This is a genomic window from Arthrobacter sp. zg-Y877 (assembly GCF_030373105.1).
GTDB lineage: Bacteria > Actinomycetota > Actinomycetes > Actinomycetales > Micrococcaceae > Arthrobacter_B.
This window is the reverse complement of the sequence record NZ_JAUCPU010000009.1, coordinates 1-15,735: the sequence shown is the minus strand read 5'-3', so window position 1 is coordinate 15,735 and position 15,735 is coordinate 1. Positions and strand designations below refer to the sequence as shown.

Here is a 15,735-nt window from a genome sequence, read left to right as displayed (position 1 = left end):
GTTCGTCTGGTTGAGCGTCAGGTTGCGCATGGCATTGAGCGATGAAACGTTTGTGGCGATTGTGAAACCCATGATGTATTCCTCCGTGAGTGGGCTGTACTAACAGGCCCGTCCGTGGGCCCGCACCACTAGCTATCGGCGGAGCACCAATAGGTGTTAGGAGTTTCGGAATTTTGGGAAGACTTTTCCCGGCGGAGGACCTAGGAAGCGGCCGGGTTAATAGAGGAGGGCCGGCCGTCCGGCAGCCCTGGAATCAGGCCCCGGGTTCCGGGCAGGGCAGGCGCCAAGTGGTGTCGAGTAATACCGCCCGCGGTGCGGTCCCCCACCGAGGTGAGGTACGCGTTCCGGCGGGCAGGGGCAATCCGGGATTGCAGTTCCGGCGCGGCACTGGTGTCGGAGTAATGCGTCCCCAGGCCGTCGCGGAGGAGGCGGACCGCTTCGGCCCGCTGCTGGGACACGGCGGAATGTGTACTGCCAAGCTCTTCGGCAATTTCCTTGACTGTGCGGTCGTGGTAGTAAATCTCTTCCACTACATACCGCATCTTCTCCGGCAACGCGGCGACGGCGGCCTGCAGGTACTTTAGGCGTTCCGACGCGAGTAGGGAGCCTTCCGGAGAGGGCATGTCCGCAACGAGGAAGTCCGTCACTGATTCATCCAGGCTGGACACAGTGCGGGAGGCATCGGAGAGCGCATCCTCGGCCACGGTGCGGTCCACACCCAAGGCGGAGGCAATCTCATCGACGTTCGGAGTGCGGCCTAGGGCGGCAGTTAGGGTTTCCTTTACTGCCAAGGTCTCTTTGATCCGGCGGCGGGCCGAGCGGGTCGCCCAGTCGTTGGAACGCATTTCATCCGCAAAGGCACCCACAATCCGGCGCCGAGCATAGGCGCCGAAAGGCACCCCCAGATCCGGGTCGAAGGAATCCGCCGACGTTATAAGGGCGATAGATCCGGCGGAGGCCAGGTCATCACGCGAAAGATGCGTGGCCTTGGCACAGACTTCGGATACGAGATAACCAACCAGTGGAAGATTTTCCACCACCATGGCATTACGTGCGGCGCGATTCAATATGGACCCCCAAGCCCTTGTTCCCCAACTGTCCCCCAACTGATAATCAGTTGTTTGCGCTGCCCTCGTGGTCAGTGGCTGAGTCCGCTGTGGTATCCACGCATGAGCGCTTTAGCTGAAACATACCACTAACATTGGAGAAGACCCGGCCGATAGTGTTTTTTGGCGTACATATTCCAATATGTCTGCCAATCCGAAGACTTTTGCCGCAGGTTGGGGCCTGGAATCAGACGTCTTATTCCGCTTTAGAGACATTCAGTGCACCAACCTAGGAGGTGAGCCACGCATGGGTACCCAGAGACTCTCGGCCCTTCTATGGGAAGAGCGCGAGTTGTTGGAACTTCTTGTGTTCAAGCTCGAAGAAGAACAACTGCTGCTTACCTCCGGAAAAACCAAATGGCTCACGCACGCTACACGCGAGGTTGAACAAGTCCTCGAACGCCTCCGCGCCGCCGATCTTGGCCGCGCCGTGGCTGTAGCTGGCCTCGCCGCGGAATGGGGTACGTCCGAAGACGCAACACTCCGGGAGCTGGTGGCTGCTGCACCCGCCGGTCCGTGGACGGAAATCTTCAACGCGCACCTGCAGGCCATGACGGAGCTGACGGTGAAAATCCGCGAACTGCGGGACATTAACGAACAGTTCCTGCGCACCGCAGCCCGGTCGGCCCAGGAAACGCTGGCGGGATTGAATCCCGAGGCGAACACCTACACGGCCTCCGGCACCTCAGCCACTCCCATGTCAGCCGCCCGGCTGGTTGACCAGAGCATTTGACGATAGGGACTCCAAAGCAATGAGCACCTTCAGCGGCCTGAACACGGCATACACCGGCCTTACCGCCGCACGGAAAGGCCTGGACGTGGTGGGCCAGAACGTGGCGAACGCCAACGTGGCCGGCTATACCCGCCAGCGCCTGAACACTTCCGCCGCCCCCTCCCTTGCCCCCGCCGGCCGATTCGCCGCCAACACAGGTGTTGGCCAGGGCGTGTCGGTGGATTCAATCGCCCGCCTGGGCAGCATGCAGCTGGATACCCGCGTGCGCAGCACTGCTGCCGTTGCCGGGTACTCCGCCGTCCGCGCCAATGCGCTGATCGAGCTGGAGGATGGATTCAACGAGCCGAGCAAGACGGGCCTGTCCGCTGCCCTGCAGAACTTCTCCGCTGCCTGGCAGGGGGTGTCGCACAAGCCGGGCGACAATTCCGCCGCCGCCGCACTCCTGAGCGAAGCATCCGGCGTCGCCACACAGATCGCCGCCGGTTACAACGCGGTCCGCGACCAGTGGAACAGCACCCGCAGCGGCCTCAATGACATGGTCGCCGAACTCAATGCCAGTGCCGTGCAGCTTGCGGACCTCAACGGCGCCATCCGCTCCACTCTTGCCTCCGGGGCGTCCGCAAACGAGCTGGTGGACCAGCGCAACGCCCTTGCCACCACCATCGCTGCCCTGAGCGGCGCCACGGTGCGGGAGTCCTCCGACGGTATGGTCGACGTCCTCATCGACGGCAACGCACTGGTTACCGGCGACAATGTCCGCTCGCTGCGGGTCACCGGCGGCACCTCAATGGATGACGCATCGGAACCCACCGTCGGCTGGAGCGACCGGGCAGGCTCCGCCGGCATCACCAAGGGTGAAATTGCCGGCGCTGTCTCGTTGCTGGCAGCAGCGGACAAGGGCGGCGTCTTCGCCAAGGCCGCTGCCTCCTACAACGAGGTGGCCACCGCACTGGCGTCCAGCGTCAACGACCTGCACAGCAAGGGCGCAACGACTGCCGGCACCACCGGCCTGGATTTCTTCGCCGTCGGTAACCCGGCCGCAACCACGCTGAGGGCCATCCCCACCGATGCCTCCGGCATTGCGGCCGGCCGGCCCGGTGCAGGCACGTTGGACGGCAGCCTGGCAGATGAGATTTCCCAGCTCGGATCCAAAGCCGGATCGGCGGACAAGGTGTGGAGCGCCTTCGTCACCGCCACCGGCTCTCTGAGCCGTTCCGAACTGCAGCAGGCCACGCTGGCCGACGTCGCGTCCTCCTCCGCGGTGGACCTGCAGCTTTCCAATGCCTCAGTGGACCTGGATGAAGAGAATGTGAACCTGCTGATGTACCAGCACGCCTACCAGGGCGCCTCCCGGGTTATGAGCGCTATTGACGAAATGCTTGACACCCTTATTAACCGCACCGGAATTGTTGGAAGGTAACCCGTGATCACCCGCACCACGAACCAGACCATGGCCCGGACGGCCCAGCTGAACCTGCAGTCCAGCATGTCCCGGATGGCCAAGCTGCAGGAGCAGGTGGCATCCTCGGCTGCCATCACGCGTCCGTCCGACGATCCCACGGGCACCGCTAACGCACTCAAGGTCAGATCCGAGATCAGGGCGAATGAGCAGTACACATCCAATGTGAGCGACGCCGACGGCTGGCTTACCCTCGCCGATGACGCCCTGACCAACACCACGGACATCCTGCGCCGGGTCAAGGACCTCACGCTGAACGCGGCCACCGGCACCATGTCTGCCAATGACCGCAAGGCCGTGGCCACCGAGCTTGCCGGCCTCAAAACGGACCTCCTGCGCGAGGCCAACACCACGTACCTGGGCCGGACGATCTTCGCGGGAACATCGGACACCGGCAAGGCTTTCACCGAAGATCCGGCAGGCTCGTACAACTTCAGTGGAAGCAGCACCCCCACTACCCGCCGGGTGGACAGCAACACGCTGGTCCGCGTGGATACCGACGGCGAGGCAGTATTCGGCGCCGGAGACAATTCCGTCTTTCGACTGGTGGACAATCTGGTCGCAGACCTCAACGCCAACAATGACGTCAGCGGCTATCTGGGCAAGATCGATGCGGCCGCCAATACGGTCCTGATGGAGCACTCCAGCCTGGGCGTCCGGCATGCTGCCACGATCAATGCCAAGGAGACCCTCGCTGACAGGTCCGTCAGCCTGGAGACGCGCCGCTCCGGTATCGAGGACCTGGATACCGCCAAGGTCATTCTGGACATGAAGCTGCAGGAAGTCGCCTATCAGTCGGCCCTGGCCATCACCGCCAAGGCACTGCAGCCCACCCTGATGGACTTCCTCCGATGAGCACCGGCCTGACCTTCCTGACACCCCCGCCGGGATTGGCTCCCGAAGTGCGCTTCGACCTCGCCGAAGTTGAAGGCGCTGCCGGGCTGTTTGCCATGACCAGTGCCGCAGGCGCCGACGGCGGCACACATCGTCTCTACGTCCTGGACGCCTCTGTATACCTGCCGGACTACCACCCGGAAATCACCGATGAGCAGCGCCTCCAGCTGAACCTGGTGACGTCCGAGGACGCGGCCGTGCTGGTGGTCGCCAACCCTACCCTGGAGGGGACCACGGTAAACCTGCTGGCACCGATCGTGGTGAACGTGACCACCGGCAGCTGCGCCCAGGTGATCCTCGAAGGCCAGGATTGGCCGGTCCGCGCCCCCTTGGAACCGGTCGCCGCGTAGGACTCCAAAACAAAAGGCGCACGTTCCGCGGAACGTGCGCCTTTCGTTTTAACCCGAAGGTTTAGGCGAAGTCGGCCGTGGCCGGATCCGCGCCGTAACGGGTGCCGTTGTCGAGGGCATTGATGGCCTCGATATCTTCGTTGGTCAGCGTCAGGTTCAGCGCATCCCAGTTTTCACGGATGCGGGATTCCGTGACGGACTTGGGAATGACAATGCTGCCGAGTGCCAGGTGCCAGGCGATGACCACCTGGGCGGGCGTGGCGCCGTCGTACTTCGCCGCAATCTCAACGAGCTTGGGATCCTCGAGCAGGCCCTTGCCGGAGCCCAGCGGGGACCAGGACTCGTGCAGGATGTTGTGCTCGGCCTCGAAGGCGCGCAGGTCGGCCTGGTTCAGGTACGGGTGGGTCTCCACCTGGTTCAGGACCGGGACGACGCCGGTGGCGTCGATGATTTCCTGCAGGGCTTCCTTGGTGAAGTTGCAGACGCCGATGGACTTAACGCGGCCCTGCTTCTGCAGCTCGATGAGCGCCTTCCAGGTGTCCACGTACTTGTTCTGCTTCGGCTGCAGCCAGTGGATCAGGTACAGGTCCAGGGTTTCCAGGCCAAGGCGCTCCATGGAGGCATCGAAGGCCTTCAGTGTCTCTTCGTAGCCCTGGTCTGCGTTCCACACCTTCGTGGTGATGAACATGTCCTCACGGGCCACGGAGGTGGCGGCGATCGCACGGCCCACGCCGGCCTCGTTGCCGTAGATCTTGGCCGTGTCGATGTGGCGGTAGCCAACCTCGAAGGCCTGCCCCACTACCTTTTCGGCAACCTCGTCCTCAACCTGCCACACGCCGTAGCCGAGCTGGGGAATGGTGTTGCCGTCATTGAAAGTCAGAACCGGTGATGTAGTCATCTCCTCATCCTTGCGCCGTTACCGCGTAGGACAAAACGGATATGCTCACCGCGAAAACGCGTTATTCGATATTCCCGAATTGGGAAAGTTTCTTAATTGCTACTTTCCGGGGAGGCGTGTTTCCTGGGCACTGAGCAGGGCCCGTTCGGCCTCGGCTACGTCCTCCCGCACCAGTTCCGCCCGGCGCCGCACATTGTCCAGTCCGGCGGAGGCGATCCCCCAGCGCTCACCTTCAAGCCGTGACATGGCAGCGGCCTCGGCCGCAGCGGCCAGCGAATTGCCGCTGCGGGACAGGGCCCGATGCACGGCGGTCAGCGCGCCGGGAATGTTCTGTCCGGTGCTGGGCAGCTGGCGCTGTGCATCCGAGCAGACCTGCCGGACGCGCGGCAGCAGCCCGGCAAGCTCATTGGCGACGGTCACGAGCTCGTTGTAGATCGCGTCATCCTCCACGCCTTCGAGCATCTGGTAATAACGGTCCAGGCCGCGGGTGAAACGGTCGTGGGCGCGGCGCCACACACCCTTGCCGAGCTCCACGTCGTCTTTCCGCCCCTGCCGGGCGGCTGCAAAAAGTGCCATCAATGTCCTACAGGTACTGGCCGGGGCCTGATTGGGGTTCCGGGCGCGGACTGCCGGCCCCCTGGGGGCCCTGCGCACGGTGCGGTTCCCCATCGTCTCCAATGACGACACCCGGGGCAAGGATGGTTCCCGGCGGCAGCTGGCGCAGCTGCAGGCGTCCTGCGGCATGGCTGGCGGTCTGCTGCGCTGCGATGGCCGTCTGGATACCGCGGAACAGCCCTTCGAGCCAGCCCACCAGCTGCGCCTGCGCTATGCGCAGCTCGGCGTCGGTCGGGGTGGAATCATCAAGGAACGGCAGGTTGATACGGTGCAGCTCGTCCACGAGTTCAGGGGCCAGCCCGTCCTCGAGTTCCTTCAGGGACCGGGAGTGGATCTCCGCCAGCCGGTTGCGCGCCGCATCGTCCAGCGGGGCGTTGCGCACTTCCTCGAGCAGCTGCTTAATCATGGTGCCGATCCGCATGACTTTCGCCGGTTCGTCCACCAGCTCGTTGAGCTTGGCCGGCCCGCTCTTGGCCTTGCCGTGGCCGGAGCCGGCGGCGGTGTCCGCGGTGTCCGTGGACCGGTCCACCTGTCCGGCGGTCTCAGCCGGACTGCCGGTGTCAGCCGTTCCATCGCCGGCCGGTGTCTGCTCTGACTTCTGCCCGACAGGAGCGCCCGGGGCCGCCTCGGGGCGGTCGGAGGATCCGTTCTGATCAGTCATGGCATTAATGCTCTCACGGTTGCCCGGGGTTGCCCCGCGGAGAGTCCGGATTTCGGGTAGGCCCTGTGTTTTTCACGGTTTGCTCCCCCGGTTCCGGGGTGCGGGGGACCCTCCGGGGAAGCAACAAAAGGAAACAACGACGGCGGCACCGCGGCTGAGGCAATCAGCTGCGGTGCCGCCGTCGTACTTATACCGTCAATCAATTCCGCGCTAGCAGCAGCGGCCCTGCGGGTTGCTGTCCTGCCGGTCCATCTTGTCCCGCCAGAATTCCCGCTCGCTCATCAGCGGCGAGCTGCACCCGGAGGACGCATGGAAAGCCAGATACTTCCGGTAGGCGTCCTCCCCCATTACGTCGCGGAAGAACCGGACAAATCCGGCGACACCGTGGCGGACGGCGACGGCGGCACTCATGAGTGCGCCGCCCTCTTTGCGGGCCGGTCAGCCTCCGGCAGCGACTCCCACTGCGCCAGAATCTCCTTTTCCGCCGGCGTAGCCAGGAAACCGGCCGGTGCGAAGGTACGCGACGGCACGGCCGGGTCCTCGGCGCTGGGGGCACCGCCCGACCGGAAGGACCGGATGCTGGCAATGATGGCGGTGATGATGACAATGATCGCCAGGGTCACGAACACCACCGAGAGCGTGGTCTGGATGAGTGTGTTGCGCACCACCGCTTCCATCGCCTCCACGGTCTTGGCCGTCCCGAAGCTCGTCTCACCCCGGGCCAGTGCAGCCTGGAACGCCTCATGGTTGGCCCAGTAACCCACTGCGGGAACCGGCGAGAAGATCTTGTAGAACGACGCCGTGATGGTGACCACCGCGGCGAATGCCAGCGGCAGGGCCACGATCCACAGCCACTTGAACGCGTTCTTCTTGGCAATGATCGCCATGCAGATGGCCAGCGCAATGGCGGCCAGGAGCTGGTTGGCGATGCCGAAGAGCGGGAACAACGTATTGATGCCGCCAAGTGGGTCGGTGACCCCCATGATCAGGATCGACCCCCAGCCGGCGACCATGATGGCCGTACAGACCCAGGCTCCGGGACGCCACGACATGTCCTTGAACTTCGGGGCAACGTTGCCGATCGTGTCCTGCAGCATGAACCGCGCCACCCGGGTGCCGGCGTCGACCGCGGTGAGGATGAACAGGGCCTCGAACATGATGGCGAAGTGGTACCAGAAGGCCATCATGCCGGGACCGCCGATCAGGCTCTGCATGATCGTGGCCAGGCCGACGGCGAGTGTGGGTGCGCCGCCGGTGCGCGAGACGATGGATTCCTCGCCGACGTTGGATGCCAGGGACGAGAGCATGTCCGGGGTGAGGTTCACACCGGCCAGCCCCAGGCCGTTGACGAAGGCGACGGCGCCTTCCACCGTGCCGCCGGTGGCTCCGGCGGAGGAGTTCATGGCGAAGTAGATGCCGCGGTCAATGGAGATGGCGGCCACCAGCGCCATGACGGCCACGAAGGATTCCATCAGCATGCCGCCGTAGCCGATGAAGCGGGTCTGGCGTTCCTTCTCCAGCATCTTCGGGGTGGTGCCGGAGGAGATCAGGGCATGGAAGCCAGACAAGGCACCGCAGGCAATGGTGACGAAGAGGAACGGGAAGAGCGGCCCGGCCACCACCGGCCCGTCATTCCGGCTGGCGAATTCGCTGACGGCCGGAACGCTGATCTCCGGGCGGACAATGATGATGGCCACGGCGAGCATCACGATGGTGCCCACCTTCATGAAGGTGGAGAGGTAGTCGCGCGGGGCCAGCAGCAGCCAGACCGGCAGGACGGCGGCGATGAAGCCGTAGATGATGATGCCCCACGCGATGGTGGTCGGCTCCAGGGTCAGGGCGTCGCCGAGCGGGGTGCCGGCAACCCAGCCGCCGGCGATGATGGCGGCGAGCAGGAGGACGAAGCCGATGATGGAGACCTCGGTGACCTTGCCCGGACGCAGGTAGCGCAGGTACACGCCCATAAACAGGGCGATGGGGATGGTCATGCTCACGGAGAAGACACCCCAGGGGCTTTCGGCCAGGGCGTTCACCACTACCAGGGCAAGGATGGCCACGATGATGATCATGATGACCAGGGTGGCGATCAGCGCGGCGGTGCCGCCGATCAGCCCGAGCTCATCCCGTGCCATCTGGCCCAGGGAGCGCCCGCCGCGGCGCATCGAGAAGAACATCACCAGATAGTCCTGGACGGCGCCGGCCAGCACCACGCCCACGATGATCCAGATGGTTCCGGGCAGGTAGCCCATCTGCGCGGCCAGGACCGGTCCGACGAGCGGACCGGCGCCGGCGATGGCGGCGAAGTGGTGCCCGTAGAGGACCCGGCGGTCCGTGGCGGCGAAGTCCTTGCCGTCCGCTTTGTACTCGGCCGGAGTGGCCCGGCGGTCATTGGGCTTCAGCAGCTTCGCCTCGATGAGTTTCGAGTAGAAGCGGTAGCCGATGAGGTACGTGCACACCGCCGCAAACACGAACCAGATGGCGTTAACGGTTTCACCGCGCACCACGGCGAGCATGGTCCAGCTGAAGCCGCCCAGCAGTGCAATGCCGGCCCAGATGGCGATCTTCGCCGGGGTCCAGCGGCGGTCCTCCGCCTCGAGGACTTCCGGATCCACGGCCACCGGCGGCAGCGCCGGGTCCTGTTCCAGGACGTCGCCGTCCAGTGGTTTTTCTCTATCGGCAGGCTGCCGACCGTTCTCGCTCATGATGATCCCTCTAGGTCTGCGGTGGCTTGTCTTCATTGACATACGTACCGAACGGTGCAGGAAGGTGCCCTGCCCCTCGAGGTTACCAGCGGGTGAGGTGTGCGTCACAGAAAAAACGACGGCGGCCGCAAAGGGTGCGGCCGCCGTCGTCATGAGGCTGTGGCTGGGTCCTGGCTAGAGCGTCAGCAGGATCTTGCCCGCATGCTGGCCGGAATCGAAGTATTCGTGGGCCGCAGCGGCCTCGGCCAGCGGGAAGATGCGGTCCACGAGCGGCCGGATCTCGCCGGAGACCAGCAGCGGCCAGACGTATTCACCGACCGCGGACATGATGGCGCTCTTTTCCTCCACGGGCCGGCCGCGCAGGGTGGTACCGATGACGGCAGCCCGCTTGGTCATCAACTGGTTCAGGTTCAACTCCGCCTTGGTGCCGCCCTGCAGGCCAATGACCACCAGCCGGCCGGCCACGGCGAGCGCATCGAGGTTCCGCTGCAGGTATTTGGCGCCGACGACGTCGAGGATGATGTCAGCACCGTGGCCGCCGGTGGCTTCCCGCACTGCCTCGACGAAGTCCTGCTCCTTGTAGTTAATGAGGACCTTTGCGCCGAGCGATTCGGCCAGCTCCAGCTTTTCCGCCGAACCGGCAGTCACCATGGGAACCGCGCCGAACGCGGCGACCATCTGGATGGCCATGGTGCCGATGCCCCCGCTGGCACCGTGGATGAGGACATAGTCGCCCTCCTGCACGCCGGCGGCCATAAAGAGGTTGGAGAAGACAGTGGCCGCGGTCTCCGGCAGGGACGCGGCAGTGACGGCATCGAAGCCGTCCGGCAGGGGAAGGACCTGGCCGGCGGGTACTGCCACCTGTTCGGCATAGCCGCCGCCGCTCAGCAGGGCCACCACTTCGGTTCCGACGGCAAAGCCTTCAACGCCCTCGCCCAGGGCGGCAATCCGGCCGGAGACTTCCAGGCCGGGATACTCGGACGCTCCGGCGGGTACCGGGTAATGGCCCTGCCGCTGCATCACGTCTGCGCGGTTGATGCCGGCGGCGATGACGTCGATCAGCACTTCCCCCGGTCCGGCCGTGGGTGCGGGTACGTCCTGCAGTTCCAGTGCTTCCGGGCCCCCGGGCGTTCCAATAACGATGGCTTTCATGCTGTCCTTCCTGGTTCAGGGAATTTTGGTGAATTCATCCCTTCTGCCAGACTACTAGTGAGGAAGGTTGTCCGAGCGGCCGATGGAGCTGGTCTTGAAAACCAGTGTGCGGTAACCCCGTACCAAGGGTTCGAATCCCTTACCTTCCGCGCAGACAACGAGAAGCGGTCCCCACAGCGGGGGCCGCTTCTCCTGTTTCCGGGGGCGGATCTGCGGGTCGGTGCGGCCGGCACAGTCCCCTCGCCCCGCGCCACGACAGCTGATGCTGGCTAAGCGTCACCTTCTGTACAGCTGATGCTGGCTAAGTGGGTCCCAGACCGCATTTGCTGTACAGAAGGCGATGAGCAGGATCAGGGGCACTTTTTTACCGCCGCCGCCCGCGTTTGTTACTCATCAGTACCCGCCAGACGGGAAGTGGGGGGTGGAAGGCCGTACACTGTGGTGGCGATCACTTTTCCGCCTCCTCGGGGGACGCGGCGGAAGCGTGCCGGCACGTGCACTGACGGACGACGCCGGACGTTCACCTGGTCGCAACCTGCCCCGACTAGCATCACCTAACGTCATCACTCGCTGGATCCCCGCCGCCCTCACCGGCGGCCATTACCTGTCGGCCCGAACGGCTGACCAAGGAGTATGAGGCATGAGACCTTTCCCCTGGAAAGCTGCGCTCGGAACCGCCCTGTCAGCCGGCCTGCTCGCCGCCCCGCTGACCGCGTTCCCGGCCTACGCCCAGGACGGCGCCGCTGCCGTTCCCGGCATCATCATCAACGAGGCATATCTGTCCGGCGGCAGCGCCAACGCCCCGTTCAACACCAAATTCGTCGAGCTCTACAACCCCACCAGCGCACCGGTGAGCTTGGACGGCTGGTCCCTCCAGTACCGGGCCGCGGGCGCCACGGCGGCTCCCACCGGAATAGGCACCCTTTCGGGCAGCATCGCTCCCGGCGGGTATTACCTGGTCTCCGGCGCCAGCAACGGCACCACCGGCGCTGCCCTCCCGGCCGCTGACGCCACCATCGGTGCCAGCTTCAGCGGCACCGGCGGCACGCTGGTCCTCTCGAACCAGGGCACCCGGGTTGATCCCCTGCCCACCGGTTCGGTTATGGGCGCTCCCGAAGTGGTCGACCTGCTGGGCTACGGATCGTCCAACACGTTCGAGACAGCCGGGGCGGCCGCACCTGCAGGCAACTCGGATCCGAAGTCGCTGAACCGGACCGGTTTCGCAGATTCGAACAATAACGCTGCCGACTTCACCCTGAGCACCTCGGTGACCCCCACCTCCACGGGCGGTGCGGCTCCCACCGTGCCCACCCCCACGCCCACGCCGACGACGCCGGCCCCCGTGCCGGTGCCGGGCAACGTCGTGCCAATTGCCCAGATCCAGGGCACCGGCGCTGCCAGTCCGATGATCGGCCAGACGGTCACCACGCGCGGCAAGGTCACTGGCGTCTACCCCACCGGCGGCTTCAACGGCTACTACATCCAGACTCCGGGCACCGGCGGGGATCTCAACCCCACCACGCACACCGCGTCGGAGGGCATCTTCATCTTCTCCGCGGCCACCGCGGGCCAGGTGACCGCAGGCGACTACGTCGAGGTCACCGGCACCGTGGGCGAGTACTACAACCTCACGCAGCTCACCGTCGCCGACGGCGCCATGACCAAGGTCAGCGAAGCCGCGCCCGAGGTCAAGCCCGCCGCCGTCGCATGGCCGGCAACCGAGGAACAGCGCGAAACCCTCGAGGGCATGCTGCTGGCGCCACAGGGCGACTTCACCGTCACCGACAACTTCTCCCTGAACCAGTACGCGGAAATCGGCCTCGCTGCCGGTAACTCCGTCCTCGTCCAGCCCACCGCGGTAGCCGCCGTCGGAACCCCCGAACACGCTGCCGTCGTGGCGGACAACGCCGCCCGCGCCGTAAAGCTCGACGACGGCGCCAGCACCAACTTCCTCAGTGCAGCCAACCAGGGCAAGCCTCTGCCGTACCTGACTCCGGAAAACCCGGTCCGGGTGGGCTCCGCCGCCACCTTCAGCACCGGCGTCATCCTGGATTTCCGCAACAGTGCCTGGAAGTTCCAGCCGCTGACCGAGCTGACGCAGGCCAACGCCGCGACCGCCTCACCGGCGTCGTTCACCAACACCCGCACCGCAGCACCCGAGAGTGTCGGCGGCAACCTGAAGCTCGCGTCCTTCAACGTGCTGAATTACTTCACCACCACCGGAGACAGCCTCACCGGCTGCTCCTTCTATAAGGACCGCAGCGGCGCTCCCGTGACCGTCGACGGCGGCTGCGACGCCCGCGGCGCCGCCAACGCCGCGAACCTGGAACGCCAGCAGGCCAAAATCGTGGCAGCAATCAACGCCCTGGGCGCTGACGTGGTCTCGCTGATGGAGGTCGAAAACTCAGCCAAGTTCGGCAAGAACCGCGATGACGCGCTGTCCCGCCTGGTGGCCGCCCTCAACGCACAGGCACCGGGGACGTGGGACTACGTCCGCTCCCCCGCGGACCTGCCCGCTGATGAAGACGTCATCCGTTCGGCCTTCATCTACCGGACCGGAACCGCCGAACCTGTCGGCGAATCCAGCATCCTCGATAACGAAGAGGTCTTCTCCAACGCCCGCGAGCCGCTGGCCCAGGCCTTCCGGCCTGCCGGAGCCGAAGACGGCACGGAAATCCTCGCCGTAACGAACCACTTCAAGTCCAAGGGATCAGCGCCGGCCTCCGGTGAAAATGCCGACACGGGCCAGGGCGGCTGGAACGCCGACCGCGTCCGCCAGGCACAGGCCCTCGTGGACTTCGCTGGAACCGAGTCGGAAGCCGCCGGTACAGACAAGGTGTTCCTGCTGGGCGACTTCAATGCCTACCACGCGGAGGACCCCATCAAGGTGCTGGTTGATGCCGGCTACGTTGACCTCGGCGCGACCACCGGCAAGCACTCGTATGCCTTCGGCGGGACCGTTGGAAGCCTGGACCACATCCTGGCCTCCCCGGCGGCCAACGAAGCGGTGACCGGTACCGACATCTGGAACATCAACTCCGTGGAGTCGGTGGCCTTCGAATACAGCCGCTACAACTACAACGCCACCAACTTCTACGCACCGGATCCGTACCGGGCCTCGGACCATGACCCCATCCTTGTGGGCATGGACCTGACCGCGGAAGGTACGGACACCTCGACACTGAACCTGCTGAACATCAACGACTTCCATGGACGGATCGACGCCAACACGGTGCCGTTCGCCGGAACCGTCGAGGAACTCAAGGCCGGCGCTCCGGAGGGCAGCTCGCTGTTCCTCTCCGCGGGTGACAACATCGGCGCTTCCCTGTTCGCCTCCTCGGTGCAGCAGGACCAGCCGACCATCGATGTCCTGAATGCTTTGGGACTGCAGGCCTCGGCCGCCGGCAACCATGAGTTCGACGGCGGTTTCGCGGACCTGACCGGACGCGTCGCCGCGGCCGCGCAGTTCCCCTACCTGGGCGCCAACGTCTACACCAAGGGCACCACCACTCCTGCCCTGCAGGAATACGAGATCCTCGACGTCAACGGGGTCAAGGTGGCCGTCATCGGTGCCATCACCCAGGAGACGGCAAGCCTGGTCAGCCCCGGCGGGATCAGCAACCTGGACTTCGGCGACCCGGTGGACGCGGTCAACCGCGTCGCCGAGCAGCTTGTGGAGCAGGACCTCGCCGACGTCATCATCGCCGAGTACCACGAGGGTGCCGGCAGCGGCACTCCCGACGGCGCCACCCTGGACCAGGAGCTGGCGGCCGGCGGTGCCTTCGCGGAGATCGTCAACGAGACCACCGAACTGGTGGACGCCATCTACACCGGGCACACCCACAAGCAGTACGCCTGGGATGCACCCATCCCGGGCGGGGACGGGAAAACCCGCCCCGTGGTGCAGACCGGTTCCTACGGCGAATTCGTCGGGCAGATCCGGCTCGAGTACAACGAAGAAACCGACGAAGTGCTGTCCTACACCGCAGCCAACGTGGGCCGCACCAAGACCGCGGCGCCGGAACTGGTGGCCGCCTACCCGGCGGTCGCCGAGGTAAAGCGGATTGTCGACGCCGCCCTGGCCAATTCGGCCGAGGTGGGCAACCAGCCCGTCGGCTCCGTCACGGCGGACATCACCTCGGCCTTCGTGGGTACTGCCCGCGATGACCGCAGCTCCGAATCCACCCTCGGGGCATTGGTGGCCGACTCCCTGCTGTCCACCCTCGCTGCTCCCGAACGCGGAGGCGCCGAAATCGGTGTCACCAACCCGGGTGGCCTGCGCGCCGAGCTCTACTACGGCCCCGACGGCGTGATCACGTACGCCGAGGCCAACGCCGTCCTGCCCTTCGTCAATAACCTCTGGACCACCACACTCACCGGTGCCCAGCTGAAGACGATGCTGGAGCAGCAGTGGCAGCCGGACGGCAGTTCACGTGCCTTCCTGGCCCTCGGCCTGTCCGACAACATCACCTACACCTTCGACCCGGACCAGCCGCGCGGCTCACGGATCCAGAGCGTCACCATCAACGGTGCAGCCATGGACCCGGCCCGGGACTACCGGGTAGGCACGTTCAGCTTCCTGGCGCAGGGCGGCGACAACTTCACCGTCTTCATGGAAGGCAAGAACACCCGCGACACGGGTCTGGTGGACCGCGACGCCTGGATCAGCTACATCTCGGCCAACAGTCCGCTGTCACCCGACTTCGCCCGTCAGGGCGTAGTGGTCAAGGGCGCTCCCACCACGGTCAAGGCAGGCACGGCAGCGAGCTTCACCGTCGCCCAGCTGAACCTGACCTCCCTGGGCAGCCCGGCCAACACGTCGCTGGCCGTCAGCTTCGTGAATGCCGCCGGCACCTCCACGACACTGGGCACCACACCGGTCAGCGCCGGTTCCGCCACCGTTACCGTGACCCTTCCCGCGTCGGCTTCCGGCGCCGGATCCCTGGTGCTGACGGCCGCCGAATCCGGCACCACGGTGACCCTGCCGGTCACCGTCGAGAAGGCTGCGGCTCCGGCTCCGGTCTGCAAGGCGCCCGTCGCTCCCAAGCAGTGGTGGGACGTGCGCGGGTGGGCGCGGTATGTCTACGAGCTGGCGCAGTACCTCCTGTGCCTGACCGGACGGAAGTAACCGAAATAACGGTCTAAAACAGAAGCGCCGCCCCGGC

At 65.3% G+C, this 15,735-nt stretch carries 12 protein-coding genes and 1 tRNA gene; 6 read left to right on the top strand and 7 right to left on the bottom strand.

Annotation, left to right across the window (positions count from 1 at the left end; all coding sequences use genetic code 11):
- Window positions 1–200: 200 nt before the first annotated feature.
- On the bottom strand, window positions 201–1,067 hold the full coding sequence (locus tag QNO03_RS14635; protein ID WP_269437881.1) for a sigma-70 family RNA polymerase sigma factor: 867 nt from the start codon (window positions 1,065–1,067) through the stop codon (window positions 201–203).
- A gap of 286 nt (window positions 1,068–1,353) precedes the next feature.
- On the opposite strand from QNO03_RS14635, the gene QNO03_RS14630 reads away from it, so the two are divergent.
- From QNO03_RS14630 to QNO03_RS14615, 4 genes are read left to right on the top strand one after another with little or no spacing between them, the layout of a single operon-like run.
- On the top strand, window positions 1,354–1,839 hold the full coding sequence (locus QNO03_RS14630) for a flagellar protein FlgN (RefSeq protein ID WP_229950957.1): 486 nt from the start codon (window positions 1,354–1,356) through the stop codon (window positions 1,837–1,839).
- A 19-nt stretch (window positions 1,840–1,858) separates the two neighbouring features.
- A complete protein-coding gene (gene flgK / locus QNO03_RS14625) occupies window positions 1,859–3,259 on the top strand; it encodes a flagellar hook-associated protein FlgK (RefSeq protein ID WP_289603869.1) in 1,401 nt (466 codons plus the stop codon).
- Window positions 3,260–3,262: 3 nt separating this feature from the next.
- Window positions 3,263–4,153, top strand: coding sequence for a flagellar hook-associated protein FlgL (gene flgL / locus QNO03_RS14620; RefSeq protein WP_289603868.1), 891 nt, complete (start codon window positions 3,263–3,265; stop codon window positions 4,151–4,153).
- Window positions 4,150–4,542, top strand: coding sequence for a flagellar assembly protein FliW (locus QNO03_RS14615; protein WP_229950969.1), 393 nt, complete (start codon window positions 4,150–4,152; stop codon window positions 4,540–4,542). The genes flgL and QNO03_RS14615 overlap by 4 nt, the downstream gene beginning before the upstream one ends.
- Before the next feature lie 61 nt (window positions 4,543–4,603).
- Here the strand turns inward: QNO03_RS14615 and QNO03_RS14610 are convergent, their stop codons facing one another.
- From QNO03_RS14610 to QNO03_RS14585, 6 genes are all read right to left on the bottom strand, one after another.
- Window positions 4,604–5,440, bottom strand: coding sequence for an aldo/keto reductase (locus tag QNO03_RS14610; protein ID WP_289603867.1), 837 nt, complete (start codon window positions 5,438–5,440; stop codon window positions 4,604–4,606).
- Between the two features lie 99 nt (window positions 5,441–5,539).
- Complete coding sequence (locus QNO03_RS14605; protein WP_289603866.1) at window positions 5,540–6,016, bottom strand: hypothetical protein; 477 nt, start codon at window positions 6,014–6,016, stop codon at window positions 5,540–5,542.
- A gap of 7 nt (window positions 6,017–6,023) precedes the next feature.
- On the bottom strand, window positions 6,024–6,716 hold the full coding sequence (locus QNO03_RS14600; protein WP_289603865.1) for a bacterial proteasome activator family protein: 693 nt from the start codon (window positions 6,714–6,716) through the stop codon (window positions 6,024–6,026).
- Window positions 6,717–6,926: 210 nt separating this feature from the next.
- Window positions 6,927–7,127: a YbdD/YjiX family protein gene (locus QNO03_RS14595; protein ID WP_229950975.1), complete on the bottom strand. Its 201-nt coding sequence runs from the start codon at window positions 7,125–7,127 to the stop codon at window positions 6,927–6,929.
- Window positions 7,124–9,418, bottom strand: coding sequence for a carbon starvation CstA family protein (locus QNO03_RS14590; RefSeq protein WP_289603864.1), 2,295 nt, complete (start codon window positions 9,416–9,418; stop codon window positions 7,124–7,126). The genes QNO03_RS14595 and QNO03_RS14590 overlap by 4 nt, the downstream gene beginning before the upstream one ends.
- A gap of 174 nt (window positions 9,419–9,592) precedes the next feature.
- The gene (locus QNO03_RS14585) at window positions 9,593–10,570 is read right to left on the bottom strand and encodes an NAD(P)H-quinone oxidoreductase (RefSeq protein ID WP_289603863.1); all 978 of its coding nucleotides are present in this window, start codon (window positions 10,568–10,570) and stop codon (window positions 9,593–9,595) included.
- 61 nt (window positions 10,571–10,631) lie between these two features.
- Here QNO03_RS14585 and QNO03_RS14580 point away from each other — a divergent pair.
- A tRNA-Ser gene (locus QNO03_RS14580) sits at window positions 10,632–10,719 on the top strand.
- Between the two features lie 491 nt (window positions 10,720–11,210).
- Window positions 11,211–15,698, top strand: a complete 4,488-nt coding sequence (locus QNO03_RS14575) for an ExeM/NucH family extracellular endonuclease (protein WP_289603862.1) — start codon at window positions 11,211–11,213, stop codon at window positions 15,696–15,698.
- Window positions 15,699–15,735: the final 37 nt, after the last annotated feature.